The sequence below is a fragment of the Brevundimonas intermedia genome (assembly GCF_027922165.1).
Taxonomy (GTDB): Bacteria; Pseudomonadota; Alphaproteobacteria; order Caulobacterales; family Caulobacteraceae; genus Brevundimonas; species Brevundimonas intermedia.
In genome coordinates this window covers 651331-677570 of the sequence record NZ_BSFD01000002.1, presented here as the reverse complement: position 1 = coordinate 677570, position 26240 = coordinate 651331, and the positions used below count along the sequence as shown (strand labels likewise).

At 66.5% G+C, this 26240-nt stretch carries 28 protein-coding genes; 16 read left to right on the top strand and 12 right to left on the bottom strand.

What is annotated here, in order from left to right:
* Positions 1 to 41: 41 nt before the first annotated feature.
* On the bottom strand, positions 42 to 860 hold the full coding sequence (map, locus tag PKE72_RS05950; RefSeq protein ID WP_271164449.1) for a type I methionyl aminopeptidase: 819 nt from the start codon (positions 858 to 860) through the stop codon (positions 42 to 44).
* 323 nt (positions 861 to 1183) lie between these two features.
* Here map and PKE72_RS05945 point away from each other — a divergent pair, with 323 nt between their 5' ends.
* Positions 1184 to 2524 (top strand): OmpP1/FadL family transporter, encoded by a 1341-nt coding sequence (locus PKE72_RS05945; protein ID WP_271164448.1) that lies wholly within the window; start codon positions 1184 to 1186, stop codon positions 2522 to 2524.
* Between the two features lie 112 nt (positions 2525 to 2636).
* Here the strand turns inward: PKE72_RS05945 and PKE72_RS05940 are convergent, their stop codons facing one another.
* The 4 genes from PKE72_RS05940 to PKE72_RS05925 form a co-directional block, all read right to left on the bottom strand.
* A complete protein-coding gene (locus PKE72_RS05940; protein WP_271164447.1) occupies positions 2637 to 4169 on the bottom strand; it encodes a DEAD/DEAH box helicase in 1533 nt (510 codons plus the stop codon).
* 233 nt (positions 4170 to 4402) lie between these two features.
* Entirely contained in the window at positions 4403 to 6040 is a 1638-nt protein-coding gene (gene pgm / locus PKE72_RS05935) for a phosphoglucomutase (alpha-D-glucose-1,6-bisphosphate-dependent) (RefSeq protein ID WP_271164446.1), read from the bottom strand.
* Between the two features lie 116 nt (positions 6041 to 6156).
* Positions 6157 to 7011, bottom strand: a complete 855-nt coding sequence (gene ypfJ / locus PKE72_RS05930) for a KPN_02809 family neutral zinc metallopeptidase (RefSeq protein ID WP_271164445.1) — start codon at positions 7009 to 7011, stop codon at positions 6157 to 6159.
* Positions 7012 to 7075: 64 nt separating this feature from the next.
* Positions 7076 to 7453, bottom strand: coding sequence for a hypothetical protein (locus PKE72_RS05925; RefSeq protein WP_271164444.1), 378 nt, complete (start codon positions 7451 to 7453; stop codon positions 7076 to 7078).
* A gap of 222 nt (positions 7454 to 7675) precedes the next feature.
* On the opposite strand from PKE72_RS05925, the gene PKE72_RS05920 reads away from it, so the two are divergent.
* Complete coding sequence (locus PKE72_RS05920; protein WP_271164443.1) at positions 7676 to 8431, top strand: EF-hand domain-containing protein; 756 nt, start codon at positions 7676 to 7678, stop codon at positions 8429 to 8431.
* A gap of 42 nt (positions 8432 to 8473) precedes the next feature.
* Here PKE72_RS05920 and PKE72_RS05915 read toward each other — a convergent pair whose 3' ends face one another.
* Positions 8474 to 9124, bottom strand: coding sequence for a class I SAM-dependent methyltransferase (locus PKE72_RS05915; RefSeq protein ID WP_271164442.1), 651 nt, complete (start codon positions 9122 to 9124; stop codon positions 8474 to 8476).
* A gap of 126 nt (positions 9125 to 9250) precedes the next feature.
* On the opposite strand from PKE72_RS05915, the gene PKE72_RS05910 reads away from it, so the two are divergent.
* From PKE72_RS05910 to PKE72_RS05900, 3 genes are read left to right on the top strand one after another with little or no spacing between them, the layout of a single operon-like run.
* Positions 9251 to 9658, top strand: coding sequence for a hypothetical protein (locus PKE72_RS05910; protein WP_271164441.1), 408 nt, complete (start codon positions 9251 to 9253; stop codon positions 9656 to 9658).
* The gene (locus PKE72_RS05905; RefSeq protein WP_008264044.1) at positions 9655 to 9852 is read left to right on the top strand and encodes a helix-turn-helix transcriptional regulator; all 198 of its coding nucleotides are present in this window, start codon (positions 9655 to 9657) and stop codon (positions 9850 to 9852) included. Before PKE72_RS05910 ends, PKE72_RS05905 begins: the two co-directional genes overlap by 4 nt.
* A gap of 39 nt (positions 9853 to 9891) precedes the next feature.
* Positions 9892 to 10824 (top strand): alpha/beta fold hydrolase, encoded by a 933-nt coding sequence (locus PKE72_RS05900; protein ID WP_271164440.1) that lies wholly within the window; start codon positions 9892 to 9894, stop codon positions 10822 to 10824.
* Here PKE72_RS05900 and PKE72_RS05895 read toward each other — a convergent pair whose 3' ends face one another.
* The 5 genes from PKE72_RS05895 to PKE72_RS05875 all read right to left on the bottom strand — a co-directional run bounded on the left by PKE72_RS05895 (position 10825) and on the right by PKE72_RS05875 (position 15375).
* Positions 10825 to 11658: a DUF3298 and DUF4163 domain-containing protein gene (locus tag PKE72_RS05895; RefSeq protein ID WP_271164439.1), complete on the bottom strand. Its 834-nt coding sequence runs from the start codon at positions 11656 to 11658 to the stop codon at positions 10825 to 10827. It abuts the gene before it with no gap.
* Positions 11659 to 11669: 11 nt separating this feature from the next.
* Positions 11670 to 12701 carry a UbiA family prenyltransferase gene (locus PKE72_RS05890; RefSeq protein WP_271164438.1) on the bottom strand — a complete coding sequence of 344 codons (1032 nt, stop codon included), beginning with the start codon at positions 12699 to 12701 and terminating at the stop codon, positions 11670 to 11672.
* A gap of 906 nt (positions 12702 to 13607) precedes the next feature.
* Complete coding sequence (locus PKE72_RS05885) at positions 13608 to 14390, bottom strand: GIN domain-containing protein (protein WP_271164437.1); 783 nt, start codon at positions 14388 to 14390, stop codon at positions 13608 to 13610.
* On the bottom strand, positions 14387 to 14992 hold the full coding sequence (locus PKE72_RS05880; protein ID WP_271164436.1) for a DUF1700 domain-containing protein: 606 nt from the start codon (positions 14990 to 14992) through the stop codon (positions 14387 to 14389). The genes PKE72_RS05885 and PKE72_RS05880 overlap by 4 nt, the downstream gene beginning before the upstream one ends.
* Complete coding sequence (locus PKE72_RS05875) at positions 14989 to 15375, bottom strand: PadR family transcriptional regulator (RefSeq protein WP_271164435.1); 387 nt, start codon at positions 15373 to 15375, stop codon at positions 14989 to 14991. The genes PKE72_RS05880 and PKE72_RS05875 overlap by 4 nt, the downstream gene beginning before the upstream one ends.
* Before the next feature lie 271 nt (positions 15376 to 15646).
* Between PKE72_RS05875 and coxB the strand changes: the two genes are divergently transcribed.
* The 6 genes from coxB to PKE72_RS05845 all read left to right on the top strand — a co-directional run bounded on the left by coxB (position 15647) and on the right by PKE72_RS05845 (position 20645).
* Complete coding sequence (coxB, locus tag PKE72_RS05870) at positions 15647 to 16681, top strand: cytochrome c oxidase subunit II (RefSeq protein WP_373878069.1); 1035 nt, start codon at positions 15647 to 15649, stop codon at positions 16679 to 16681.
* 15 nt (positions 16682 to 16696) lie between these two features.
* Positions 16697 to 18376 carry a cytochrome c oxidase subunit I gene (gene ctaD, locus PKE72_RS05865; protein WP_271164433.1) on the top strand — a complete coding sequence of 560 codons (1680 nt, stop codon included), beginning with the start codon at positions 16697 to 16699 and terminating at the stop codon, positions 18374 to 18376.
* A gap of 145 nt (positions 18377 to 18521) precedes the next feature.
* A complete protein-coding gene (gene cyoE / locus PKE72_RS05860; protein ID WP_271164432.1) occupies positions 18522 to 19499 on the top strand; it encodes a heme o synthase in 978 nt (325 codons plus the stop codon).
* Between the two features lie 3 nt (positions 19500 to 19502).
* Entirely contained in the window at positions 19503 to 19673 is a 171-nt protein-coding gene (locus PKE72_RS05855; protein WP_271164431.1) for a cytochrome c oxidase system small membrane protein, read from the top strand.
* Positions 19670 to 20221 (top strand): cytochrome c oxidase assembly protein, encoded by a 552-nt coding sequence (locus tag PKE72_RS05850; RefSeq protein WP_271164430.1) that lies wholly within the window; start codon positions 19670 to 19672, stop codon positions 20219 to 20221. Before PKE72_RS05855 ends, PKE72_RS05850 begins: the two co-directional genes overlap by 4 nt.
* Positions 20222 to 20225: 4 nt before the next feature.
* A complete protein-coding gene (locus PKE72_RS05845) occupies positions 20226 to 20645 on the top strand; it encodes an NUDIX domain-containing protein (protein WP_271164429.1) in 420 nt (139 codons plus the stop codon).
* A 398-nt stretch (positions 20646 to 21043) separates the two neighbouring features.
* On the opposite strand, the gene PKE72_RS05840 is transcribed toward PKE72_RS05845, so the two are convergent.
* On the bottom strand, positions 21044 to 21379 hold the full coding sequence (locus tag PKE72_RS05840) for a GIY-YIG nuclease family protein (protein WP_271164428.1): 336 nt from the start codon (positions 21377 to 21379) through the stop codon (positions 21044 to 21046).
* 355 nt (positions 21380 to 21734) lie between these two features.
* Here PKE72_RS05840 and PKE72_RS05835 point away from each other — a divergent pair, with 355 nt between their 5' ends.
* The 5 genes from PKE72_RS05835 (at position 21735) to PKE72_RS05815 (ending at position 25761) form a co-directional block, all read left to right on the top strand.
* Positions 21735 to 22643, top strand: a complete 909-nt coding sequence (locus tag PKE72_RS05835; protein ID WP_271164427.1) for a cytochrome c oxidase subunit 3 — start codon at positions 21735 to 21737, stop codon at positions 22641 to 22643.
* Positions 22644 to 22718: 75 nt separating this feature from the next.
* Complete coding sequence (locus PKE72_RS05830) at positions 22719 to 23027, top strand: DUF983 domain-containing protein (RefSeq protein WP_271164426.1); 309 nt, start codon at positions 22719 to 22721, stop codon at positions 23025 to 23027.
* Positions 23024 to 23725: an SURF1 family protein gene (locus tag PKE72_RS05825; protein WP_271164425.1), complete on the top strand. Its 702-nt coding sequence runs from the start codon at positions 23024 to 23026 to the stop codon at positions 23723 to 23725. The genes PKE72_RS05830 and PKE72_RS05825 overlap by 4 nt, the downstream gene beginning before the upstream one ends.
* A 50-nt stretch (positions 23726 to 23775) precedes the next feature.
* Positions 23776 to 24987 carry a M16 family metallopeptidase gene (locus tag PKE72_RS05820; protein ID WP_271164424.1) on the top strand — a complete coding sequence of 404 codons (1212 nt, stop codon included), beginning with the start codon at positions 23776 to 23778 and terminating at the stop codon, positions 24985 to 24987.
* A 219-nt stretch (positions 24988 to 25206) separates the two neighbouring features.
* Complete coding sequence (locus tag PKE72_RS05815; protein WP_271164423.1) at positions 25207 to 25761, top strand: NADPH-dependent FMN reductase; 555 nt, start codon at positions 25207 to 25209, stop codon at positions 25759 to 25761.
* Positions 25762 to 26240 lie beyond the last annotated feature (479 nt).

Sequence of the window (26240 nt, the reverse complement as noted above, 5' to 3'; positions counted from 1 at the left end):
GCCTCCGCAACCTGTGCGGAAGATGAATGGGGATCAAGGGTTCAGTTTGGCCGGAACAATCCAGCCGGCGACGCGGTGAAGATTTCCAGACCGTCTTCCGTGACTCCGATGGTGTGTTCGCACTGGGCCGAGAGGGACTTATCGCGCGTCACGGCGGTCCAGCCGTCGGACAGCACCTTCACGTGCGGCTTGCCCAGGTTCACCATCGGCTCGACGGTGAAGAACATGCCGGTCTTCAGCACCGCGCCCTCGCCCTTGCGGCCGTAGTGCAGGACATTGGGGCTGTCATGGAAGATCCGGCCGATCCCATGGCCGCAGAAGTCACGCACCACGCTCATTCGCTGGGCCTCGACGAACTTCTGGATCGCAAAGCCGATATCGCCGAACGTATTGCCCGGCTTGATTTGCGCCAAACCTAAATCCAGCGACTGATAGGTCACGTCGATCAGTTTCTTGGCGCGGGCGTTGATCTCGCCGACCGCATACATGCGGCTGGAGTCGCCGTGCCAGCCGTCGACGATGACGGTGTGGTCGATATTGACGATGTCGCCGTCCTTCAGCACCCGATCGCCAGGGATGCCATGGCAGACGACGTGATTGATCGAGGTGCAGACGGTCTTCTCGTACCCCTTGTAGCCCAGGCAGGCGGGCAGGCCGCCGTTATCCAAGGTGAACTCTCGCACAAGGTCGTCGATGGTGCTGGTCAGCACGCCCGGCTTCACATGGGCGGTGATCATGTCGAGCGCTTCGGCGACCAGACGGCCGGCCTTGCGCATGCCCTCAAAATCCTCCGCCGTGTGAATGCGGATGGCGCTGGAGCGGACCAGGGCGTCGGTTTCCAGTTCGGGCGTTTCGTACATGGTTTCAATCAGCAGCGGCGACGGGCTCAGATGGCGATCCTATCATGGATACGCAAGGCGATTGTGCGGCGGTGACGAATTCCTTCCCGAGCGTAATGCTGGACTGTGTGTTGCGCGTCACTGTCTTCCTCCGGAATGAACCTGCCGTAGCGTCACCTCTCGCCGGTGTGATCGTGTGCGATTTTTCAGACACAGTTTCGCCTGTTTCCCGGCGGAGACCCGCCATGCATGCAACGCTTTCCTGACGAAAGCGCTGGGTGCGATCGACCTCCCCGATACCCACCGCCGCGTAAATGGCGGGGGCAAAACTATAGGAATGGCTTATGACTCCCAGGAATTTCGCTCGTGCGGGCGGCATTGCGCTGACCACCGCCCTGTTGGCCGGCGTCGCCGCGCCAGCCATGGCCGGTTCGTTTTATGTCCAGGAACAATCGACCCGCGGCCAAGGTCGCGCCAACTCGGGCGAAGGCGCTGACAAGGGCGTGCAGTCGCTGTGGTGGAACCCCGCCGCCATCGCCGGTACCGAGCGCCAGGTCTATGTCGGCATGCACGGCCTGATCCTCGACTCCGATGTCGACGATACGGGCTCAAGCTTGACGTACAATGTCCCTGGCGTGGGCTCCACGACCGAGACCGTGAATGGCGATCCGCACGTCCACAACGTGGTTGAGAGCGGCATCATCCCCAATTTCGCCGTCGCCATGCCGATTGGTGATCGCTTCAACGTCGGCCTGGCCGTACAGGCGCCGTTCAACTTCACCACCAAGTATGAGCCCACCGACTTCGCCCGCTACGACGCCCTGACGTCCGAACTGCGCTCCGCTAACGTCAGCCTGGTCGCGGCCATGACGGTGACCGACTGGCTGGATATCGGCGCCGGCTTCGACGCCCAGTACGCCAAGGCGACCCTGAGCTCGGCCCTGCCGAACGTGGCCATCCCGGGCGTGTTCGCCCCGACCTATGCGGTCTCGCCCAGCACCGACGGCCGCAACCAGCTGGAAGGCGATGGCTGGGATTACGGCTGGAACGCCGGCGCACAGATGCATTTCGGCAAGCTGGATCTGGGTCTGTCGTACCGCTCCAAGATCGAGCATGAGTTGGAAGGCGAAGTGAACATCTCAGGCCTGACTGGGATTCTGGCGGCCGCCAACGTTTCTGCCGACGGCGTCGCTACCTTCAACACGCCCTGGTACGCCACCGTTTCGGCCCGCTACGCCGTCAACGATCGCCTGACCCTGAACGCTCAGGTCAACCAGATCGGATGGAGCGAGTTCGACGCCATCCGCGTGACCTACGGAACGTCCGGCTCCTCGACCATCGTTCAGGACTATGACGACGTCACCACCGGCGCGATCGGCTTCGACTACAAGATCGATCCGACGATGACTGTGCGCGCCGGTCTGGGCTACGATCCGACCCCGACGCCGGACGATCACCGCACCGCCCGTATCCCAGACGGCGATCGCTTCCTCTACACCGCCGGCCTGTCCAAGACGGTTGGCGCTATGACCTTTGACGGCGCTGTGACCTATATCGACATCGATACGGCCACGATCAACGACACGCGCGATGTCTATGGCAACGGCCTGGTCGTCTCGAACCTGCGCGGCGAGGCTCAAGGCCACGGCGTCGGCTTCTCGATGGGCGCGACCTGGAACTTCTAAGGTCCACAGCCATCGGCTGAAACAAGAACGGCGGCTCCAGCAAAGGAGCCGCCGTTTTTATTGCCGGCTTCCACCGCCACCCTCGGGGCAAGCCCGAGGATGAACAGTTGGATCAGCCCTTTGCGGCGCCGCCGTAGCCCTTGCCGCCGTTCGACGGGCGACGGCGGGGACGGCGCTTCATTTCCCCTTCCGCAGGCTTCGCGTTGTCGTTGATCGAAGGCACGCGCTCACCGGCTAGGGGGTTGTAAGCGCGTTCAGGACGCGGAGCCGCAGGCGCCTCGCCGGGACGGGCGCGGCGCTGGCGATGCGGCTGGCCGCCGCCTTCCGGGCGCACGCCATCGCGATGCGGGACGCGGCTGCGTCCACGACCACCACGGCCGCCTTCATTGCGGTCGCCGCCTTCGCGTTCCGGCATGGTCGCCTTCTTGCCGACGCCGGTCGCCATGATGGTGGCGTCCAGCTGGCCCAGGGCCTTGTCGTTGCGGCGGTCGATGGCCGGGATCTTCTGGCGCGTGACCTTTTCGATATCCTTCAGCAGTTTCATCTCGTCGCCGGCGACGAAGCTGACGGCGGTGCCGTCCTTGCCCGCCCGTGCGGTGCGGCCGATGCGGTGAACATAGCTTTCCGGCACATGGGGCAGCTCGAAGTTCACGACGTGCGAGACGCCGTCCACATCGATGCCGCGCGCGGCGATGTCGGTGGCGACCAGGACGCGCAGCTTGCCGGCCTTGAACGCGGCCAGGGTGCGTTCACGCTGGGGCTGGCTCTTGTTGCCGTGGATGGCGCCGGCCTCGACGCCACCGGCTTCCAGATAGGCCGCAACCTTGTCGGCGCCGTGCTTGGTCTTGGTGAAGACCAGGCAGCGCGTGTACTCGGGATCGCTGAACATTTCGGTCAGCAAGGCGCGCTTCCTGCCCTGTTCGATATAGACGACCGACTGGCTGATGCGCTGCACGGTGGTCGATTGCGGGGTCACTTGGACCTTGACCGGATCCTTCAGCAGCTCGCCCGCCAGCTTGCCGATCTCGCTCGGCATAGTCGCCGAGAAGAACAGGTTCTGGCGCTTGGCAGGGATCTTGGAGACGATCTGGCGGATCGGCTTGATGAAGCCCAGGTCCAGCATCTGGTCGGCCTCGTCAAGCACGAAGATTTCGGTCGAGGACAGGTCGAGGTTCTTTTGCTGGATGTGGTCCAGCAGGCGGCCAGGCGCGGCGACCAGGATGTCCAGACCCTGTTGCAGCGCCCGCTCCTGGCCGCCGTATTTCACGCCGCCAAAAATCACGGCGACCCGGAAGCCCAGGTGGGCGCCGTAAGCCTTGAAGCTGTCGCCGATCTGGGTCGCCAGCTCACGCGTGGGCGACAGGACCAGCACACGCGTCGTGCGCGGCTTGGGGGCGATGCGGTTCTCCGCCAGGCGATGCAGGATCGGCAGGGCGAAGGCGGCGGTCTTGCCGGTGCCGGTTTGGGCGATGCCCAGCAGGTCCTTGCCCTGCATAACGTCGGGGATGGCCTTTTCCTGGATCGGGGTCGGCTTGGTGTAGCCTTCCGACGCCAGCGCCTGAAGAAGGGCCTTGTTCAGGCCCATGGATTCGAATGTGGTGCTCACAGCAGTGTCTTTCGCGTGCGGCAGAGCGCTTTCAGCCATGGCATGACGCCTTAGGGCCGCGCACCGCCAGTCCCGGCCGGGCTTCGGAATGAAGCCTGCGGGGTGGATCGGGCGCCGCCCCGCGTGTCCGGGCAGCGAATGAACTTGAGGGGCCGGCGGCTTCTACAGACAGGTCCAGGAAGGACCCACACGCGCTGGAGACGCCGGAGATCGCGATTGTGCGATGCAGCGCAAATGGGCGCTTGCGGACGCAAAGTCAAGTCTCGGGCCGCTCAGCCCGCCAGGGCGGCCGCCACCACCGTCTTGGCCTCGGCCTGGACCTGGACCAAGTGATCGGCGCCCAGGAAGGACTCGGCGTAGATCTTGTAGACGTCCTCCGTGCCCGACGGGCGGGCGGCGAACCAGGCGTCGGCGGTGACGACCTTCAACCCGCCGATGGCCTCGCCATTGCCGGGCGCCTTGGTCAGGATGTCGGTGATCGGCTGGCCGGCCAGGCTGGTGGCGACGACGTCGGCGGGGCTCAGGGCGGCCAAACGCGCCTTTTGCGTCCGGTCAGCGGGGGCGTCGATCCGGGCATAGGCCGGGGCGCCGTATTGTTCGGTCAGGCCGGTATAGAGCTGGCTGGCGCTCTGGCCCGTTCGGGCCTGGATCTCGGCCGCCAGTAGGCACAGTAGCAGGCCATCCTTGTCAGTGGACCAGACCGTGCCGTCGCGACGCAGGAAGGAGGCTCCTGCCGATTCCTCGCCGCCGAATCCGACCGTTCCCTCCAGCAGGCCGGGCACGAAATGCTTGAACCCGACCGGCACCTCCAGCAGGCGGCGGCCCATTCCGGCGACGACCCGGTCGATCATCGACGACGAGACCAGGGTCTTGCCCACAGCCACGTTCGGGCCCCAGCCGGGACGATTGGCGAACAGATAGGCGATGGCCGCCGCCAGGAAATGATTGGGGTTCATCAACCCACCGTCGGGCGTAACGATGCCGTGGCGGTCCGCGTCGGCGTCATTGCCGAAGGCCAGGTCATAGGTCGATCCGCCCTGCATCATCTGGATCAGATTGGCCATAGCGCTGGGCGACGAACAGTCCATACGGATCTTGCCGTCGGCGTCCAGCGGCATAAAGGCCCAGCGCGGATCGACGGCGTCATTGACCACGGTCAGGTTCAGACGGTGCCGGTCGGCAACCTCGCTCCAGTAGGCTACGGCGGCGCCGCCCAGGGGGTCTGCGCCAATGCGCACCCCGGCGTCGCGGACGGCGTCCAGATCCAGCACGCTGGGCAGGTCGTCGATATAGGCGGACAGGTAGTCGAACCGCCGGGCCGCCGCATAGGCTTCGCCAAACGGGATGCGCTTAACGTCAGTCAGGCCGCCTTCGATCAACTGATTGGCGCGGGCGGCGATGGCGTTCGTGGCGTCTCCGCCGGCCGGACCGCCGGAGGGAGGATTGTATTTGATGCCGCCGTCGCGCGGCGGATTGTGCGACGGAGTGATCAGGATTCCGTCGGCCTCACGGGTATTGGCGCGGTTGTACGCCAGGATGGCGTGGGACACGGCCGGGGTCGGGGTGAAGCCGTCGCGTGAATCGATCAGCACCTCGACGCCGTTGGCGACCAGCACTTGCAGCGTCGTGCGCCAAGCGGGTTCGGACAGGCCGTGGGTGTCGCGCCCGACGAACAGTGGGCCATCGACACCTTGCGTTGCGCGGTATTCGGCGACGGCCTGTGCGATGGCCAGGATGTGAGCCTCGTTGAAGGCGCCGTCTAGGCTGGAGCCGCGATGGCCAGAGGTGCCGAACACGACCCTTTGCGCCGGATCGGTCATGTCCGGGCGGCTGGACTCATAGGCGCCGAGCAGGGCGTCGAGGTCGATCAGGTCTTCCGAAAGGGCTTGGCGGCCGGCGCGAGCGTGCATGCGGAATATCCGTCTAAAGGTGTCGATTTGATCGCAGATGCCGGGATCGCGGGGAGGCGCGCGGCGTCTCCCTCATGACTGACATTTGCGACGTAGGATTGAAAGCCTGTTAAGGCTCAGCTTGCGCTGAAGGTGTCACAGACGGCGGGATCGCCGGATTGATAGCCCCGTTGCAGCCATTCGACCCTCTGAGCCGACGACCCATGGGTGAAGCTCTCGGGCGAGACACGCCCGCCGCCCCGGCGTTGCAGGGTGTCGTCGCCGATGGCCTGTGCCGTCTTCATGCCTTCCTCGATGTCGCCGGGTTCCAGCGCCACCTGTCCGCTTGAGGCGGCGGAGGCGTTTTTGGCCCAGACGCCCGCGTAGCAGTCGGCCTGGAGCTCCAGCGCGACCGAATACTGGTTGGCCTCGGCCTCGCTCCGAGACTGTTGCCGAGCCTGTCGGGCCTGTTCGGAGGTTCCGGTCAGGGTCTGGACGTGGTGGCCGAACTCGTGGGCGATGACATAGGCGCGCGCGAAGTCGGCGCCGGACGCCCCGAGTTGCGTCTCCATCTCCTGCCAGAAGCCCAGGTCGAGATAGACGGTTTTGTCGGTCGGGCAGTAGAAGGGGCCCATGGCGGACTGGCCGAAGCCGCAGCCGGTCGATGTGCCCTGTTCGTAGATGACCACCTTGGGCGGTTCATAGCCATTCAGCTTCTGGGCCCAGACGTCGTTAATATTGCCCCCGACGACGTCGACGAACCGCCCGGCCTGATCTTCAGGCGTCCCGAGCTGACCCTGCTGCTGCTCGGCCCCGACGCCGCCGAACTGGCTGGCCAACTGGGTCGTCGTCGCGGGGTCGATTCCGAACACCAGGTAACCGATGATCGCCAACACCCCGACGCCGATGCCCCCGCCAGCGACTGCGCCGCCGCCGAGCCCCCGCCGATCCTCGACGCCGCCGCCGCCTGTCCGTCCGCCCTGCCAGCGCATGCCGGTCCCCTCCGCCTAATCGATTAAAGCTAGGCCGGAACGCAGTCGCAAGGGAAGGGATGCGTCAGTTCGGCCGATCCAGCCACTCGTCGATCTGGGTCACGTCCTGACGGGTTTGTTCACGTCGGACGGCGGCGCCTTCGCGAAGGGCGCGTTCCTGATCGACCTCATAGAGAGGGCGGGCCGGGACGAGAACGGACCCGGTCGGTTCGCGCGCCGCCTCGATCTGCATAAGGCGCTGACGAGTTTCGACCTGCTGCTGGCGGGCTAGGGCCGCATTGGCCTCAGACTGTCGCCTCAACCGATCGTTTTCGTAGCGATGCTGGTCGGCGATCGCTGCGGGAACGCCGCCGGAATAGGCGCCGTACGGCGGGACGTAGGGCGGCGTCTGCGCGAGGGCCGAGGTGGCGCAGCCGGCGGTGATCAGTGCGGACAGGGTCATCAGACGTCGCATGGATCTGAGATGGGTAGGCGGTCGCTCGCCGCCAAGGGGCGACGCGCCCCACGCGGTCGATCCTTGATCGGTGATTGTTTCAATATTGAAATAATCAAGTTAATACAGTCGTTTGGGGCAAGTTTACGATGAGTTTTGCAAGGTCTTCAGCGACGGGACGCACGGCCTCTGGTCGGGCGGGACATCGTCGCCTCCGATCAGGAGCCAGGAATGTCGGTATCATCCGCATCCTCGGCCTCTGCCGGTCTGTCGCTTCAGGCCCTGCGCGACCTGTTCCAGACCCAGAGCGCCGAATCCACTGGGCAAACTTCGCCCAGCGAGGGGCTGTTCAGCCCCAGTCAGGGGACCTCATCGTCCCCGCCGCCGTCCGGACCACCCCCTGCCAGCACTGCCGCCAGCAGCCTTAGTTCGGACACAATGTCCGCTCTGCTCGAAAGCCAGGAGACGGCCTCGACCGGGAAGGACTTCGTCAGTGGTCTGATCTCGGACCTCGATTCCGACGGGGACGGCGGCTTGAGCCTGACCGAGGTCGGAACCGCTCTGGGCGTGTCCGACACCTCGGAAATCTCGGACGCTTTCGCCTCGCTGGATGCGGACAGCGACGGGGTGATGAGCGCCGACGAGCTCGAGTCCGGCCTCCAGGCCATGGGGCCGCCGCCCGGCGGACCGCCTCCGGGCGGCGGCGCGGCGCCGGCCTCGGCGGAGGAGACCGCTGAGACGGTGTTCGACGCTGCTGACACCAATGAAGACGGCACGGTCAGCCTCGAGGAGTTGATGGCGTCGCTGGAGGAAGACGACTCCTCCAGCATCAGCGACGCCTTCGCGGCTGTGGACACCGACAGCGACGGGGGGATCAGCGTCACCGAACTGACCTCGGCCTTCGAGTCGATGAGGGCCAAACAGGTCGAATCCTACGGCAGTTGGGCGTCGGAGGAGATGACCGGCAGCCTGATGGCGGCGGCCTGATTGCAGGAGACCGGCGGGGCGGCGACGCTCCGCCGGTTGGCTTCATGGCAGGGCCCAGACCGACGCACGCTTGATCTCTTGGTCCTCCAGTTCGCGCGTTGTGGGCACCCTGTATTCGGCCAGGAAGTCCAGGCCGGAGCGGGGGAAGTATGTGCGGCCGGGATCGCCGATCAGGACGCGTGTTCCGGCGGCGCGGGCCTGGCCCAGCCAGGCGAGCACGGCTTCGGTCATGGGCTTTTCGTAGCAGATGTCGCCGGCGCAGATGAGGTCCACGGACGGTGGGGGCGCGTCGAGCAGGTTCTGGCCGGTGAAGTCCAGCGCCACGCCGTTGGCCTGGGCGTTGGCGGCGACTGCAGCTTGGCAGAAGGGGTCGATGTCGGCGCACAGGACTGAGGCGGCGCCGGCGCGCATGGCGGCGACCCCGACCAGGCCGGACCCGGTCGCAAAGTCCAGCACCCGCTTGCCCGTCACTTCGTGCGGGTGATCCAGCAGGTAGCGGCCCAGGGCCTGACCGCCGGCCCAGGCGAAGGCCCAGAAGGGCGGGGGCAGGCCCAGTTCGCCCAGTTCCTCTTCCGTCAACCGCCAGATGGGTGTGATCTCGTCCGCCAGCCAGAGCGAGATTTCCGGCGCATGAGGCACAGGCTGGAGCCGCGTGTTGGCGTGGATGAAGGCGGCCGGGTCGGGGATGGTCATGGCGTCAGGGTACCGGTGCTGACGGTGCGGGAACAGCGCCGCGACGAAGTAATGTGGGCCTGACAAAAAGTCAGGTTGACATGACACTTGGCCGATGTCAGGTTCGCCTTACAAAAGGAGGCGGACATGTTGTCTTTCGGAAAATCAACTACCCCGGCGCACCGGCGATACGTCATTCGCATCATGGCGTTCACCATTCCCTATGTGGCCATTTGCGTAGCCATGATGACGACCGACGCCTTTGACGAGGTGATGGGGAAACCGGCGGCCTGGGGGCTGGCGGCGGTGGTCTCGGCGCCGGTGATCGGCCAGATCTGGGCGGTGCTGTCGCTGATGCGGGAGAGCGACGAGTTCGTGCGGGGCGTCACGGCGAAACAATTCATCGTCGCCTCGGGGTTGGCGATGGCGGTCGCCACCTTCTGGGGGTTCGGGGAGAGCTTCGCGGGAGCGCCGCATATGCAGACCTGGCTGATCGTGCCGCTGTTCTGGGGCATGTACGGCCTGACCGCGCCCTTCATTCGGACCAGCCGATGAAGAACCGGCTGAAACTGCTGCGCGTCGAGCGCGGCTGGACCCAGGAGCAGTTGGGCCAGGCGCTGGGCGTGTCGCGACAGGCGGTGATCGCTCTGGAGACCGAGCGGCACGATCCGTCGCTGGACCTGGCCTATCGCATTGCTGCGGCCTTCGACCGACCGGTCGAGGAGATCTTCGAGAACCCGCACGCCTGAGGGCGGCGGGCCAAACCTAAAATCCAAGGGAGACATCCGATGTTCAACGCCTTCTTCAAGGCGCGCCCGCGCCTGCGCGCCGCTCTGTTCGGTCTGGCGGTCTGCACCCCGTCGCTGATGGTCGGCGTGACCGCCGCCTTCGCCCAGCCTGCCACCCAGGCGCCGGCCTTCGTCTCGGACCGGCTGTCCGTCGAGGTGGTGGGAGCCGGCCCCGATGTGATCCTGATCCCCGGCTTCGGCTGTTCGCGGGAGGTGTGGCGGGTCACGGCGGATCGGCTGAAGGCGACGCACCGGGTGCATCTGGTGCAGTTGGCGGGTTTCGCCGGAGAGGCCTGGAGCCACGAGGACGGTCCCTTCGTCCAGCCGGTGGTCGATGAACTGGACCGCTACATCCGCGTCCAGGGATTGGAGCGACCGGCGGTGGTCGGTCATTCGATGGGCGCCCTGACGGGACTGGTGCTGGCGCAGCAGCATCCTGAGGCCGTCGGCCGGTTGATGAGTGTGGACAGCCTGCCCTTCTTCGGCGCGCTGCGGGGGCCGCAGGTGACGGTCGAGGCCATGAGACCGGCGGCGGAGCAGACGGCGCAGAGCATTCTCGCCCTGTCGGACGAGTCCTTCCGCGCCGCCCAGGTCGGCTCCGCCCAGGGCATGACGCGGGATGCGGCATTGCGGGTCAGGCTGGTCGACTGGACGACTGCGTCGGACCGCAAGGCCATGGCGGCGGCCATGCGGGACGTTCTGCTGACGGATGCGCGGCCGGATCTGGCGAACATGCGCGTGCCGGTGACCGCCCTCTATGCCGCAGACGCCGACGGCGGGGCGCCGGCCGCTCAGGCGGATCGGGCCTGGGGTCACGAATATGCGACCCTGCCCGGCGTCAAGCTGATCCGCGTCGACGGCAGCCGGCACTTCATCATGGCCGACCAGCCGCAGCGGTTCGCCGAACTGGTGGATCAGTTCCTGGCGGATTGATCAGCCCGCCTTGGGCGTCACCTCCCCGGCCTTGACCGGCGCGCCGGCGAACTCGTCGGCGTAGGCCGGGTTGAGCAGGGACCGGAAGACCGACTGGGGCACGGCGATCCGGTAGGGGCCGTCCGAATAGGGGCCGATCTGATAGGCGCCGATCAGGAAGACCAGGCCGCCCGCCTTGCCCGGCGTGGCGCCGGGGGCCAGGACGAAGGGGGTCGAGACGGCCTTGGGGCAGGACCACATGTCGCCGCCCGGGGTCGCGCTCTCGGAGCCCGGCGAGCGGGCCTGTTTGGCGGCGTTGGCGGCGTCGCACAGGGCCTTATTCAGGCCGGACAGGTCGGCGCCGGGGCGGAACAGGTCGGCGAAGCCCAGCTGCTTCTTCATCGCCTTGTCCCAGAGGACGGCCGAGAAGCTGGTGTTGGGATGGGCGCCGCCGGTGAATTCGAAATCGGTGCGGGCCAGGCTGAACAGCTTGCCGGTCTCGGCGCCGGGGTCGAAGGCGATGGTCTTCTCATAGGGATTGGAGCCGCCGCCGGCCTCGGACAGGTCGGCCTGGGCGCCTTCGGAGAACTGGCGCAGGTCGCGCACGGCGGCGGCGTAGAGGGGGGCGTGTAGATCGGGCTTGGACTTGATCGCGTCCGGCAGGGTCAGTTTGACCGTGGCGTACTGGGTCTTGGAGTCAAAGCCCATCGGCGCGCCGGCTGTGGCCGGGTTGACCGGCGCGGCGGCGGTTGGGGCGGGCGAGGGGGCCTCGGCCTTGTCCTCTCGCCTCTGGCAGGCGGCCAAGGTGGCGGCGACGGCGGCGGACAGCAGCAGCAGACGAACGGTGGAGGTCATGGGGGGCTCCTTCACAGGCTGAGGCATCCGAGAGCGAGGGCGGCCAGCAGGATGAAGCCGGCCTCTCGGTTGGACTTGAACAGTTTCAGGGCGAGGGCGCCGTCGGTGCGGTCGAGGCGGACGACCTGGCGGACCAGGTAGGCGGCGTAGAGGGCCAGACCCAGCCAGAACAGCAGGCCGAGGCCGGCTGACAGGCCAGCCAGGGCGGCGAGGATCAGGCTGACGACATAGAAGACGGCTACGCCGGGACGCACGGCCGAGGCCAGGCGGCGGGCCGAGGATTTCACGCCGACCATGGCGTCGTCCTCGATGTCCTGGAGGGCGTAGATGGTGTCGTAGCCCAGGGTCCAGAAGACGCCGCCGAGGTAGAGGAGGACGGCGGGGACATAGGCCTGCCAGACCAGCGCGACGGCGTGGCCGCTGTCGCTCGGGGCGGACCAGAGGAAGGGACGGAACTCGCCAGCGATGTCGGCGGGCAGCAGAAGGGCGGCGGCGGCCAGGGGCAGGGCGGCGGCGAAGCCCATCAGGGCGCCCCAGTTGAAGGTCAGTCCCAGCCAGGCCTGGGGCCACCAGGTGATCCGCTTCATGAAGGGATAGGCGGCGACCAGGGCGAGGGAGCCGACGCCCAGCAGGATGGCGACGACGGGCAGGGTCAGCAGGATCAGGAGACTGATCAGGCTGCAGCCGATCACGAAGGCCCAGGCCTGTTTGACGGAGATCAGGCCGGCGGGGATGGGGCGAAGGGCGGTGCGGGCCACCTGGGCGTCGAAGTCGCGGTCGACGATGTCGTTGAAAGCGCAGCCGGCGGCGCGCATCAGACAGGCCCCGATGCCGAATCCGACGAACAGCCACAGGTCATAGAGGCCGGGCGCTTGCCGATACTCGGCCAGGGCGAGGGTGATGCCCTGCCAGCCGGGCAGGAGCAGCAGCCAGATGCCGATGGGCCGGTCGAACCGGCCCAGCTTCAGCCAGGGCTTCAGCCGCTCCGGCGCATGGCGATCCACCCAGTTGGCGCCGGCGTCGGGAAGGGGGGCGGAGGTCATGGGCATGGCTTAGCCGGAATGGGGGACAGGGTGAAGGGGACGGGGTGAAGGCGTGACGAAGCGCTCCGTCCTTTCGGCGGAGTTGTGGAGGGCAGGACGGAGCGCCGGGCCTCGCCCGGAGTGATTTAGTTTTTACCGTTTCGACGAAGACAGACGCTCCGCGCGCAGGGTGTTTCTGCCGGCCGGGGATATTGAAGCGGCAGTTGTGATGCCTCTTCCCCAAGGCCTGCGTCAGGTCGGCGATCCCTGCGAAGGACCGTCCCGAGTGCGACCGGGTTCCTAACCCCGAGTCCTCCGCCGACGTTTCTGCGCGGGATGAGCCCACCGATGCACCGTCATGCGGCGCGGGGGAATCCCACCCCCGCCCCTGATCCCTACGCTCCCGCCGCCGCAAGGTCGCAGGCCTTACGAGCCCTCCTAGCGACGAGACCGGGGAGGAGTATGCGGGGGGTTTGAGGGGTGGTTAGGAGCGGGGGGTAAGATTCGTGTAAGGGGTTGGAATTGTTGGGGTGGAGGCAGCGTCATTGTGCGCGCTGGCTCTTTTCTTTCGTCATTCCGGGCGAAGCGCAGCGGAGACCCGGAACCCAGCGGCGCGCGCGAGCGCGAAACTGTCGCGGACTCGATCTTTCAGCATCCTGCGGCTTACAGATTTCGCCTTCGGCGCCGCTGGGTTCCGGGTCTGCGGGCCAAGCGGCCCTTCGCCCGGAATGACGAAAGAAGGAAGCGTCACCTCTCCGCGCGCGGAGCGCGTGGGGAGGACAGGTCGCGCTTGCGACCAGGCGGGGGCGACTCTGGCGGGGGTGATGACCGGACCAGCTTCAGACACCGAGTCGCCCCCTCCTGGCGTTCGCTGACGCTCCCGCCGGTCCTCCCCGTTCGCCTTCGCGAACGGGGAGGTGAGCGTCTTCAGTTCTGGTACACGTCGCCCGAACCGGCGATTTCGCTGGTCAGTTTGGCGGGGCGGGTGGCCAGGGAGACGTCGCCGGAGCCGGCGATGCTGACCTGGACGTCGCCGGTGGGGGCGATGTCGGCGTCGCCGGAGCCGGCGATGTCAACCGTGGCGTCCTTGGCGTCCAGGGCTCGCAGATCGGCGTCGCCCGAGCCGGCGATGTCGATGTCGAGGGCGTCGGTGCGGCCGGCGGCGGTGACGTCGGACGAGCCGGAGATCGACAGGGTCATTGAGGGCTGGTCATAGCCGGTGATGTCCAGGTCGCCGGAGCCGCTGGAGGCGAAGCGGCGGACGTTGGGCGCCGTGACGACGACGCGCAGTTCGTCGCGTTCGGACCGGGCGGAGAAGTTGCCGCTGTCCCACCCGAACACGACCCGTTCGTCGCCGTCGCCCAGGGACAGGCGGCCGTCGGTCAGGGTGACCCGGTCGGTCAGGCCCTTGGGCCCGGTGACGACCACGGTATTGGCCGGGCCCTGGACATATTCGACGTTGATGCTGGATTCGACGCTGAGGCTCTCGCCGCCGGTCCAGGCCAGGGTGCGGGTGGTGAAGGGGCCGAGATCGTCGGTCCCGCCGCCCTTGACCCGTTCGAAGCGGATGGTCTCGCCGTCGCGGTCCTTGATGGTCCAGGCCCAGCCGTGGCGTTGCAGGTCGTGGCCGCCGAGGGCGATGGCCCCGCCCAGGGTGACGATGCAGAGCACCAGGGCGGCGCCGGCGATGATGAACAGTGTGCGGATCATAGCGAGCCTCCCGTGCTCGTGGCGGCGGACTGGACGTCGGATTGGGGTTCAAGCGCAGGCTTCAGCAGGCGGTAGTGCAGGCGGGCGAACCAGACGATCCCGTTGATCAGCCAGACCGTGACGATGCTCAGCAGGGCGCCGATGAAGACGGCGCCGGCCATCAGGCCCAGCCCCATCAGGATCGCAGCGAACGGACCGCCCGGGAAGCCCGCGAAGGGCCCGGCCACCATGATGCCGCCGCCCGAGATGAACAGGGCGATGGCGGCGATGAAGAAGCCGAAGATGGTCCCGATCACGCCCATCAGAATGGGCAGGAGGATCAGGATGTCGATGGCCCCCAGGCCCAGGACGGCGAAGACGGCGGCGGCGGCGGCGGAGGGGTTCTTCTCCTGGCGCCAGCGCTGGATCCCGGCCTCGGCCTTGAGTTCGCGAGCCAGACGGCCCGGATCGCCCAGGGCGGCGGCCACCTCGGCCTCGGTGCGGCCGGCGGCCAGGCCGTCGGCGAAATGGGTCTCATAGTCGGCGACGATGTCGGCCGCCGTGGCGGTCGGCAATCCGACCAGTCCGCTTCTGAGACGGGCGATGAATTCCGCGCGCGTCATTGTTCCGTTCCCTCCGGTTGAGCGTCGGTCGCCTGGGGCGCCGGCGTCTGGATCGTGGTTGCGTCGCTCGCCAGGACGGCGTCGACGGCTTGGGTGAAGGCCGACCATTCGGCGGTCTGGGCGGCGAGGGCCGCGCGACCGGCGTCGGTCAGGCGATAATATTTGCGGGACGGGCCGGACGAGGATTCGACCAGATAGGTCTCGACCTGTCCGTCCGACTGCATCCGCCGCATCAGGGGGTAGATGGTGCCTTCCCCCATATCGATCGCGTCCGAAAGGCGGCTGGCGATCTCGTAGGCGTAGCTGTCGGCCCGGTTCAGAAGCGCCAGGACGCACAGTCCCAGAACCCCCTTCTTCAACTGTATCTCGATGGTTTCGGTCACCTCGATGTCTCCTTTGATGGAGGTTGAGTACGGCAAGGTACCTTGTGACGCAAGGTACCTGTTTAAACATGACGAAGGTTTAATCCAACGGGGTTCGGCGAGGGCCGACGGGTTTGGGGCGAGTTTGCGGCGGAGGCGGCGCGGATCGCTTGGCAAGCGAGGGGCGATCCGATAGGGACTCACAGCAGTGCCGGGCGGATCAACATGCCCATGTGAAGACTTGCGATTCACTCGCAAGTCTCTGCTGTAAAAGACAATATAGGGACTTCGTATGGGAATGGGGACACGAGCCCTGGGAAGAGCGAAGGCGGCGGCTGCAGCTGTCGGGATCGCGCTGTTCTCCGCCGCGCCGACCTGGGCGCAGGATCTGCTGGGCCAGCCCACGCCAGGCGGCATCGACCTTCAGCCGGCCGCCGCGCCGCTGAAGCATGACGCCATCTGGTTCCACAATATCGTGCTGATGCCGGTGATCACCGGCATCACGCTGCTGGTGCTGGGCCTGCTGGCCTGGATCGTGTTCCGCTACAACAAGAAGTCCAATCCGACGCCCGCGCGCTGGAGCCACAACACGACGGTCGAGGTGATCTGGACCGTGCTGCCGGTGGTGATTCTGGTCTTCATCTCCCTGTTCTCGTTCCGGCTGCTGTTCGCCTATCACGACATGCCCGAGCCGGACCTGACGGTGAAGGTGACGGGCAACCAGTGGAACTGGGCCTATGAATATCCCGACCAGGGCGTGGCCGAATATATCTCCAACATGGTGCCCGAGGACGAGCTGGCCGAGCGCGGTCTGTCGCACAGCGTCTATCGCCTGGCCGCAGACGAGCCGATGGTGGTGCCGGTCGGCAAGACGGTGCGCCTGCTGATCACCGCCTCGGACGTGATCCACGCCGTGGCCCTGCCGGCCTTCGGGCTGAAGACCGACGCCGTGCCCGGCCGGGTCAACGAGACCTGGTTCAAGGCCGAGCGCACCGGCGTCTTCTACGGCCAGTGCTCGGAACTGTGCGGCGTCGACCACGCCTTCATGCCGATCCAGATCAATGTCGTGACCCAGGCCGAGTTCGAGCGCTGGATCGCCTCCAAGGGCGGCTCGATGACGCCGAAGACGGCCGAGGCCGCGCCGGGCGGCACCACCGCCCAGGTCGAGGCCGGAACCACGGGCGCGCCCGTGGTCGGCGCCGCGACGACCGGCCCCGAAGCCGGCGCGACCACCGGCATTCCCACCGCTCAGACCGCGACGACGCCGACGGCGCCGACCGTTCAACCCGCTCCCGCCGCGGCCCCCGCCGCGCCGGCCGCCCAGTAAGAGGCGAGCAGTTCCATGGCTGACGCTATCATCTCGACCCGCGACACGCTTCACGCGCCCGAGGCCCATCACCACGACGACCACAAGCCGGGCTTCTTCACCCGCTGGTTCCTGTCGACCAACCACAAGGACATCGGCACCCTGTATCTGCTGTTCGCCATCATGGCGGGCGTGGTCGGGGGCGCCCTGTCGGGCCTGATCCGCTGGGAACTGGCCGAGCCGGGCATCCAGATCTTCAAGGAAGGCTCGTCGATCCAGCTGCTGGGTCTCGTGGAGCAGTCCAAGCACGGCTATAACGCCGTGGTCACGGCCCACGCCCTGATCATGATCTTCTTCATGGTCATGCCCGCCATGATCGGCGGCTTCGGCAACTGGTTCGTGCCGATCATGATCGGCGCGCCGGACATGGCCTTCCCGCGCATGAACAACATCTCCTTCTGGCTGCTGGTCGCGGCCTGGGTGTTGCTGGTGCTGTCGATGTTCACCGACGGCGGGCCGGGCAAGGGCTTCGGCGGGGGCTGGACGGCCTATCCGCCGCTGTCGACAACGGGCCACGTCGGTCCCGCCTTCGACCTGGCCATCTTCGCCCTGCACGTGGCGGGCGCCAGCTCGATCCTGGGGGCGATCAACTTCATCACCACGATCCTGAACATGCGGGCGCCGGGCATGACCCTGCACCGGATGCCGCTGTTCGCCTGGTCGGTGCTGATCACCGCCTTCCTGCTGCTGCTGAGCCTGCCGGTGCTGGCGGGGGCGATCACCATGTTGCTGACGGACCGCAACTTCAACACCCACTTCTTCGATCCGGCCGGCGGCGGCGATCCGATCATGTACCAGCACCTGTTCTGGTTCTTCGGCCACCCGGAGGTCTACATCCTGATCCTGCCGGGCTTCGGCATCATCAGCCACATCGTCTCGACCTTCAGCCGCAAGCCCGTGTTCGGCTATCTGGCCATGGCCTACGCCATGGTGGCCATCGGTTTCGTCGGCTTCATCGTGTGGGCGCACCACATGTACACGGTCGGGATGAGCATCAATCTGCGCGCCTATTTCATCGCCGCGACCATGATCATCGCGGTGCCGACGGGGGTGAAGATCTTCAGCTGGATCGCCACCATGTGGGGCGGGTCCATCAGCTTCAAGACGCCTATGCTGTGGGCCATCGGCTTCATCTTCCTGTTCACCGTCGGCGGCGTGACCGGCGTGGTCCTGTCGAACGCCGGCATCGATTACAGCCTGCACGACACCTATTACGTGGTGGCCCACTTCCACTATGTGCTGTCGCTGGGCGCCGTCTTCGCCATCTTCGCGGGCTTCTACTACTGGTTCGAGAAGATGTTCGGGGTGAAGTACAACGAGTTCCTGGGCGCGACCCATTTCTGGATCATGTTCGTGGGCGTGAACCTGATCTTCTTCCCGCAGCATTTCCTGGGTCTGCAGGGCATGCCGCGTCGCTATATCGACTATCCGGACGCCTTCACCCTGTGGAACCAGGTCTCGTCCTGGGGCTATGTGATCACCATCGTCGGCGTGGTTGTCTTCCTGATCATGCTGGCCGAGGCGGCGATCCGTCGCCGTCCGGGCGTCGCCAATCCGTGGGGCGAAGGCGCCACGACCCTGGAGTGGACCCTGTCCTCGCCGCCGCCGACGCACCAGTTCAACGAACTGCCGGTGGTCAAGGGCGACGAACACTAAAGCCCGTCCATCGCCCTCGGGCCTGTCCCGAGGGCGACGGCGGACCTCAAAATACGGCGAGGGCCTCGGGCGTCATGTTCGAGGCCCTTTTCGTTTCGCCGAGACCTCGAGCCTCGGGACAAGCCTGCGGCCGAGGGTGTAGAAGATGACCATAGTGACCCCGACAGACCTTGATCGCCCCGCCCTCTCGACCGCCCAGCCGGAAGACTTCTTCCAGCTGCTGAAGCCGCGCGTCATGTCGGTGGTGGTCTTCACCGCCGCGACCGGGCTGGTCATGGCGCCCGGGTCGATGAACCCGCTGGTCGCCGCCATCGCCATCCTGTGCATCGCCGTGGGCGCCGGCGCGGCGGGGGCGCTGAACATGGCGCTGGAGGGCGAGACCGACGCCCTGATGCGGCGCACGCGCGGTCGGCCGGTGGCGGCGGGGCGTGTCCGGAAGAATGACGCCATGGCCTATGGCGTCATCCTGAGCCTGTTCTCGGTCATGCTGCTGGGGATGAACACCAACTGGTTTGCGGCCGGTCTGCTGGCCCTGACCATCGTCTATTACGCCGGCTTCTACACCCTGCTGCTGAAGCGGCGGACGCCGCAGAACATCGTCATCGGCGGGGCGGCGGGCGCCTTTCCGCCGGTGATCGGCTGGGCGGCGGCGACGGGCGACGCGCCGTGGCAGGCCTGGCTGCTGTTCCTGATCATTTTCCTGTGGACCCCGCCGCACTCCTGGGCCCTGGCCCTCTATTCGGCCGGCGACTACGCCAAGGCGGGCATACCGATGATGCCGGTGGCGCGGGGGGCGAAATCCACGCGGTTGCAGATCCTTATCTATTCCCTCGTCTTCATCGCCTCGGCCGTGGCCCCGGCCCTGGTGGGCATGGGCGGGCTGATCTACGCCGTGGTGTCGGTCGCCGGGGGGTTGGGCTTCCTCGGTTTGGCCTGGCGGCTGTACCGCTCGCGCGCCGGGGACGAGCCGGACAAGGCCGACACGGTGGGACGCGAGGCCGCATTGTATGATGTGAAGGCCCAGGCCAAACCGGCGCGTGACCTGTTCGCCTTTTCGATCCTGTATCTGGTCGCCCTGTTCTCGGCCTTCCTGGTCGAGGCTGTGGCCGGCCTGGGAGCCTGAGCCATGCGTCTGAGCCCTGAGGAACTGCGCGCCCGCAAACGGCGCAACGTCTGGATCGCGGCCGCCCTGGTGGCCTTCATCGTTCTGGTCTTCACCACCACGGTCCTGCGTCTGCAACAGAACCAGGCGGCCGAACGCGCCCTGCTGCAAGAGGCGACGGGCGCGCCGCGATGAACAATCCCGGCCGCAAGAACCTGATCGCCATCGTCTGCGTCCTGGGCGTGATGGGGATGACGGGCGCGGCCTTCGCGGCCGTGCCGCTGTACCGGATGTTCTGCCAGGTGACCGGCTTCGACGGCACGGTGCGCCGGGCGGAGAAGGCGCCGGACACGGTGCTGGACCAGACGGTGCTGGTGCGGTTCGACACCAATGTGCGCGGCGGCCTGCCCATGAGTTTCCGCGCCGAACAGACGACCCAGAGGGTGCGGATCGGGGCGACGGGCCTGGCCTATTTCGACGTCACCAACACCTCGAATCAGCCGATCCAGGTGCGGGCCGGCTACAATGTCGTGCCGGAGTACACCGGCCCCTATTTCCAGAAGCTGCAGTGTTTCTGCTTCCAGGATCAGACCCTGGCGGCGGGCGAGACGCGTCAGTTCCCGGTCCAGTATTTCATCGCCCCCGAACTGGCCACCGACCGCGAGGCCAAGGGCGCCCGCGAGATCACCCTGAGCTACACCTTCTATCCGTCGGTCGACGCGCCGACGGGTCCGAACGCCTGAGTCGATGGCCCGACCGGGTGTGGACTTCCCCGGCGTGGGCTGTGGGCTGGTGATCCAGCGGGCCGACGGGCGGGTGCTGCTGTGCAAACGGCTGAAGGCGCCCGAGGCGGGGCACTGGAACATCGTCGGCGGCAAGGTCGATCACGGCGAATCCTCCGCCGAGGCCGCGCGTCGCGAGGCCGAGGAGGAGAGCGGGCTGACGATCGGCGCGGTCGAGTTCCTGTGCGTGTCGGAAGAGGTCATCGCGGCGGATCGTCAGCACTGGGTGTCGCTGATCTATCTGGCGCGGGATTTTTCTGGCGAGCCGTGGCTGACCGAGCCGGACAAGCTGTCGGAGATCGGCTGGTTCGCGCTGGACGACCTGCCGCAGCCCTTGTCGGTGTTCTCGAAGACGGCGTTCGCGGCGTTGGAGGGGCGGGGGTAGCGCCACCTATCACCGTCACCCTCGGGCTTGTCCCGAGGGCCCACTTGTCCGCCGCACCCCCTTTGGGGTGAGGGTCGGCATCTCTACTCCGCAGTTTGTGACCGCATCCGGCGTGGGCCCTCGGGACAAGCCCGAGGGTGACGGAGATGGGGTGGCGGAAGTGTCGATATAGGGTGTTGGGGGTGAGCCGGCCGTGCGCGCGTGCGACGAGGAAGTCAGGGTTGATGGGCTCGATCCCAACCCCGTCATCCTCGGGCTCGTCCCGAGAGCCTACCTGTCCGCCGCACCCCCGTTGGGGTGAGGTCCGGTATCGCTACTCCGCAGTTTGTGACCGCATCTGGCTTGGGCCCTCGGGACAAGCCCGAGGGTGACGGAGTGGCGGGGGGGGGCGGGCGGAATTATTGATCCGTGGGGCCGTGTTGCCACACGGGCAGGGCGTTCCAGGCAAGGGACAGGTCGTCCCAGTGGGGATTGTCGCGCTCTATCAGGTTGATCTTCCAGTCACGGACATAGTGTTTCAGCAGTTTTTCCCGTCGGATGGCCGCTGTCATCAGGGCGTGGGGTTCGAACCAGACGAGGCGTTTCAGGTCGTGGACGTCGGTGAAGCCGGCGAAACGGCCGGTCTTGTGTTGGCCGACCCGTTGATAGAGGTCGCTGGTGACGCCGATGTAGAGGGTTCCTCGTACGCCGTTGGTCATGATGTAGACGGCGATGAACGGGCGCTCGCGGTGCATGGAGGGAGGGTGTCATAGGGGGTGTGTTGCGGCAAGTATAGGTTGTTATAGGCGTGGTTACTTTATTCCCGCACTCAATCCGGTCCGTTATCCCCCACACTCCGTCACCCTCGGGCTCGTCCCGAGGGCCCACGCCTGATGCGATTACAAGCTGTGGAGTTGAGATGCCGGACCCTCGCCCGACCTGAGGTGCGGCGGACAGGCGGGCCCTCGGGACGAGCCCGAGGGTGACGCGTTTGGGTGCAGGCCGGGATCGCGGCGGAAACACGGCGATGCACTGGCGCGACGCAAAAGCGGCGGTTATAGCTGGGGGATAAGGCGAGTTCATCGCCAGCCCAATATAGAGATGAAACGCATGGCCGACGCGCACGCCGCTCCGCACCACGACTATCACCTCGTGCCGCCCAGCCCGTGGCCGCTGCTGTCCTCCATCGCCGCGACCCTCATGTTCATCGGCGCCGTGATCTGGATGAAGGGGCTGGCCCCGGCCGAGAACGGGCCGATCGCCGCCAACTTCCTGGCCGAGGGACGCCAGGGGGTGTTCTTCGCCGGTCTGGCGGGGGTGCTGATCTCGGCCTTCGGCTGGTGGTCGGACGTGATCAAGGAATCCAAGGCGGGCGACCATACGCCGGTCGTGTCCATCGGCCTGCGCTACGGCATGATCCTGTTCATCGCGTCGGAGGTGATGTTCTTCGTCGCCTTCTTCTGGATGTTCTTCGACATGGCCTTGTTCCATGAATCGCGGGCCCTGACGCCGGAAGTCGGGACCTGGGCGGATACGGCCAAGGCCTGGTCGACCTGGCCGCCGCAAGGGGTCGAGGTCCTTTCGCCCTGGCAGCTGCCGCTGCTGAACACCGTGACCCTGCTGCTGAGCGGCTGCACCGTCACCTGGGCCCACCATGCGATTCAGGTCGGCGACCGCAAGGGCGCCAAGATCGCCCTGGTCATCACCGTGGTCCTGGGCGTCTTCTTCACCAGTGTTCAAGCCTACGAATATCAGCACATCCTGCACGAGCACCTGTTCTTCAACGAGGAAGCGGTCAACTCGGGCCTGTATGGGTCGATCTTCTTCATGGCGACGGGCTTCCACGGCTTCCACGTCCTGATTGGCACCATCTTCCTGGCGGTCTGCCTGATCCGTCTGCTGGCCGGCGACTTCACCCCACAGAAGCATTTCGGCTTCGAGGCGGCGGCCTGGTACTGGCATTTCGTGGACGTGGTCTGGCTGTTCCTGTTCGCCTTCGTCTACGTCGTCTTCGGTTGATCGAAGACGGTCCTGAAGACCTCAAGGCGGGGGGGGANGTCCGTCGTGGTTTGCGACACGCCGGTTCGGGCGGCGATGCGCGGGCGCTGTCCCCGGTGCGGGCAGGGCGCCCTGTTTGCGGGCTTTCTGAAGGTGCGACCGGCCTGCGACGTCTGCGGCCTGGACTACACCACCATCCAGACCGGCGACGGGCCGGCCAGTTTCATCATGCAGATCGCCGGTTTTGTGGTCGGGTTTTCGGCCCTGGTGGTGGAGATCAAATTCCACCCGCCCATGTGGCTGCACCTGATCGTCTGGCTGCCGCTGGTGGTCGCCCTGTCGCTGGCGCTGATGCGGCCGGGGCGGGGGCTGATGATCGGCCTGCAGTACAGGAACCAGACATGAGGCGGTTTCCGTGGATCCTGACTGTGCTGACGGTCGCGGCCCTGGTCCTGCTGATCGGGCTGGGCCTGTGGCAGGTCGAGCGGCTGAAGTGGAAAGAGGGGCTGATCGCGGCGTCCGAGGCGGCGGCGGCCAGGCCGCCTGCGCCGCTGGATCAGGTGCTGGGGGAAGGCGATCTGGAGTTCAGGAAGGCGTTGATCGTCTGTCCGGGCCTGGCGACCGCTCCCTATGTCGAGCTGCAATCCATCCATGACGGCGAGGCGGGGGTGCGGCTGATCTCGGCGTGCAAACCGGCGGGGGCGGAGTTCAGCCTGCTGATCGACCGGGGCTTTGTCGGCGACGGGGTGACCGAGCGGCCGCGCGTGGTGGAGACCACCCTGCCGCTGGTTCTGATCGGGGCGTTCCGCACCTTCGACAAGCCGGGCGGCATGAGCCCGCCGCCGATGAACGGACGCTTCTACGCACGCGACACGGCGGCCATGGCCAAGGCGCTGAACGTCGCGGGGCCGGTGCGGCCCGAGGCGGTGTTCGCGGTCACCCCGACCAATCCCGAGTTCGCGGCCCTGCGGCCGTCCGCGCCGCCGGCGGCCTTTTCCAACAATCATTTCGGCTACGCCCTGACGTGGTTCGGGCTGGCGATCGCCCTGGCGGGCTTCTATGTGGCCCTGCTTCGACGTCGAATGAAGAAAGACATCCCCTGACGGCTTCCCTGCACACCCTGTCCAACGGCGTCCGCGTCATCTGCGACCCCATGCCCGGCCTGAAGACTTTAGCCGTCGTCGTCACCGTCAAGGGCGGGGCGCGGTGGGAGGCGGAGGATCGTTCCGGCTGGTCGCACCTGCTGGAGCATCTGGTGTTCAAGGGCGCCGGCGACATGGCCGCGCGCGAGATCGTCGAACGGATCGAGGCCGAGGGCGGCACGATCAACGCCTCCACCGGCTATGAGCGGACCAGTTTCGAGGTGCGCGGCCTGGACGGGTCGCTGCCGCTGGCGATGCAGGTGCTGTCGGACCTGGTGTTCCGGCCCACGCTGGATCCCGCCGAGATCGAGCGGGAAAAGGACGTGGTGGCCCAGGAGATCGCCGAGGCCTTCGACACGCCCGACGACCATGTGTTCGAGATGGTCCAGACGCTGGCTTTCGCCGGCCAGCCGCTGGGCCGGCCGATCCTGGGCTCGGTCGCCAGTCTGAAACCGGCGGACAAGGCGAGCGTCGAGGCCTGGCGCGCGCGGCTGTACTCGCCCGACCGGATGGTGGTGTCGGTCTCCGGCGCGGTCGAGGAGGGCGAACTGCTGGCCTTGGCCGAGCGTTGGTTCGGCGCGGCGGTGGCGACCCCGGTCGAGACGCCGGCGCGGGCGGCCTTCGTCGGCGGGCATGCGACCCTGACGCGCAAGATCGAACAGGCCAATCTGGTGTTCCAGATGCCGGCCCTGTCGGCGACCGATCCGGCCCTGTCGTCGATGCGGTTGTTCGGCGAGATCCTGGGCGGGGGCATGGCTTCGCGCCTGTTCCAGAGCGCGCGCGAGGAGCGGGGCCTGGCCTACGCCATCGACGCCTATCAGGAGCCTTATGAGGATACGGGGGTGCTGGGCATCTACGCCGGGGCGGCGGCGGACCGGGCCAAGGAGCTGGCCCAGGTGGCTGCCGCAGAGGTGCGGGCCCTGGCCGAGACCGGGCCGACCGAAAAGGAGCTGTCGCGGGCCAAGGCGGTGATGAAGGCCGGGCTGTGGATGTCGGACGAGAATCCGATGAGCCGGGCGGGACGCAACGCCGCCCAGACCCTGATCTTCGGCGCGCCCCGCGCCAGCCTGTCGATGACCGAACAGCTGGAGGGCCAGACGATCGAGGATGTGAGGGCGGTCGGCGGGCGGATCCTGGCGGGCGGCCAGGCGGCCAGCGCCGTGCTGGGACCGAAGTCGGCGGGGCCGGCAGGGGAGGCGTTCGCGGCGGCCTTGTTCGGCTAGAGCGTTCGGCCTTCTCTCAAATTTCGTCACCCTCGGGCTCGTCCCGAGGGCCCACGCCGGACACGTATAGGAACGGCGAAGCAACGCACCCACTTCAACCTCTGTTGCGGCGGACCCGTGGGCCCTCGGGACGAGCCCGAGGGTGACGGGGGATGAGGGGAACATCCGACGTCGGGATCTGTTACGCTTACGCTTGAAACATCCAACCCGGAGAGAGCCATGTCCGTCCGCGTCGCCCTGATCGTCGGCAGCCTGCGCGAGGGGTCCTATTCCCGCGCCATCGGTCTGGAGATGAAGGCTCTGGCTGCGCCCGAGTTGGAGGTGGAGCTTGTCGAGATCGGCGACCTGCCGCTCTACAATCCCGATCTTGAGACAGAGACGCCGCCCGCCCCCTGGGTGCGGTTCCGCGATGCGGTCGCGGAAACCCAGGCCGTGCTGTTCGTGACGCCGGAATACAATCGCTCGATTCCCGGCGCCCTGAAGAACGCCCTGGACGTCGGCTCGCGCCCCTATGGCCACAGCATCTGGTCGGGCAAGCCGGCCGCCATCGTCAGCGTCTCGCCCGGCGCCCTGGCCGCCTTCGGCGCCAACCACCACCTGCGCCAGCCCCTGGTCTTCCTGAACATGCCGACCATGGCCCAGCCCGAAGCCTATATCGGCAATGTCGCCGACCTGTTGGACGAGCACGGCAAGCTGAAGAACGACGGAACGCGGGACTTCCTGAAGGGGTTCATCGACGCCTTTTCAGGGTGGATTGATAAGACCAAGGGTTGATCGCGGTCTGAGCGCCGCGGGCCTCGATCAGGAAACCAGGCGTAAGGGGTCGTTCGTCTTGGAATGCCACACTATTCTGGCTTTTGATTGTGCGGCGCCAGATCAGCGACAGTAAAATATTCAAATATTACAAATAAAATCGGAGAGAAAATGTTCTCATATATTGGAGAAATGGAACAAAATGCTTCGCTTGGCGCTGTTATATGGAACAGCGTTATTGGACGCGAACCTATGTGCCTCACGATCAAGATGAAGATCATTTCGACCATCAAGTTCTAAATCTCGGCATTGTCCTGATCTCGCTCCTCGACAGCTTGGGAGCCCGCCTGACGCTAGGGGTAAGCTCACGCTCTGATCCGACGCCGAATCTCCGAGAGGTCTGGGTCGAGGGACGCCGACGGGAGCCCATTGATCGGGCTCTGAGAAACGAACCCTCGCTAGAGGCCGCCTAGAGGCGCAATTGAAAACGGCGGCTCCGT